The 459-nt window shown below is 62.5% G+C and carries 1 pseudogene; it reads left to right on the top strand.

The annotated features are described in order from the left end of the window. Positions 1 to 202 precede the first annotated feature (202 nt). Positions 203 to 459: pseudogene (locus HWX25_RS33025) on the top strand (hypothetical protein); the annotation flags it as partial.

The following is a 459-nucleotide window of genomic DNA, read 5'->3' as shown; positions in this document are numbered from 1 at the left end:
CGCCCCTCGCCCGGACTTTCGGGCCACTATCCTCGGTCCTCGGAACCGCTTCCTCGAAAGCGACGAAGCGTTTCCGCTTTCGCGTCGGCGCGCAAGCCAGCCCTGCCCGCCAGGCACCTTGCCCGCGCGGCACGGCTTCTCGCCGCGCGGTGCCGGAACCGCCTGCACGCAGTGAATCCGCAGTCTCCGATCGGGCGCATGCATGTCGACCTTGCTCTTTTCCGCCAGCGTGGTGTTTTTCTCGCTCAACGCCTTCAGCGTGCGCGCAACCTTTGCCGCGTATTTCCTGCTCTGCACGCTCGCCTTCCTGCGCGCACCGACGCTGATGAACCACCAGCGACACCTGTTTCCGGCTTGTGCATACTGGCTGGCCAGCATCTCCCTCGCCTTCATCCTGTCGGCATTTGGCGATTTCTACGTCAACTTCTTCATCAAATTCGTGCTGATCCAGGCGTATAT

Origin of the sequence: Burkholderia sp. BCC1640, from assembly GCF_902833125.1 — a bacterium.
GTDB classification, from domain to species: domain Bacteria; phylum Pseudomonadota; class Gammaproteobacteria; order Burkholderiales; family Burkholderiaceae; genus Burkholderia; species Burkholderia diffusa.
This window is presented reverse-complemented; position numbering and strand designations above follow the sequence as displayed.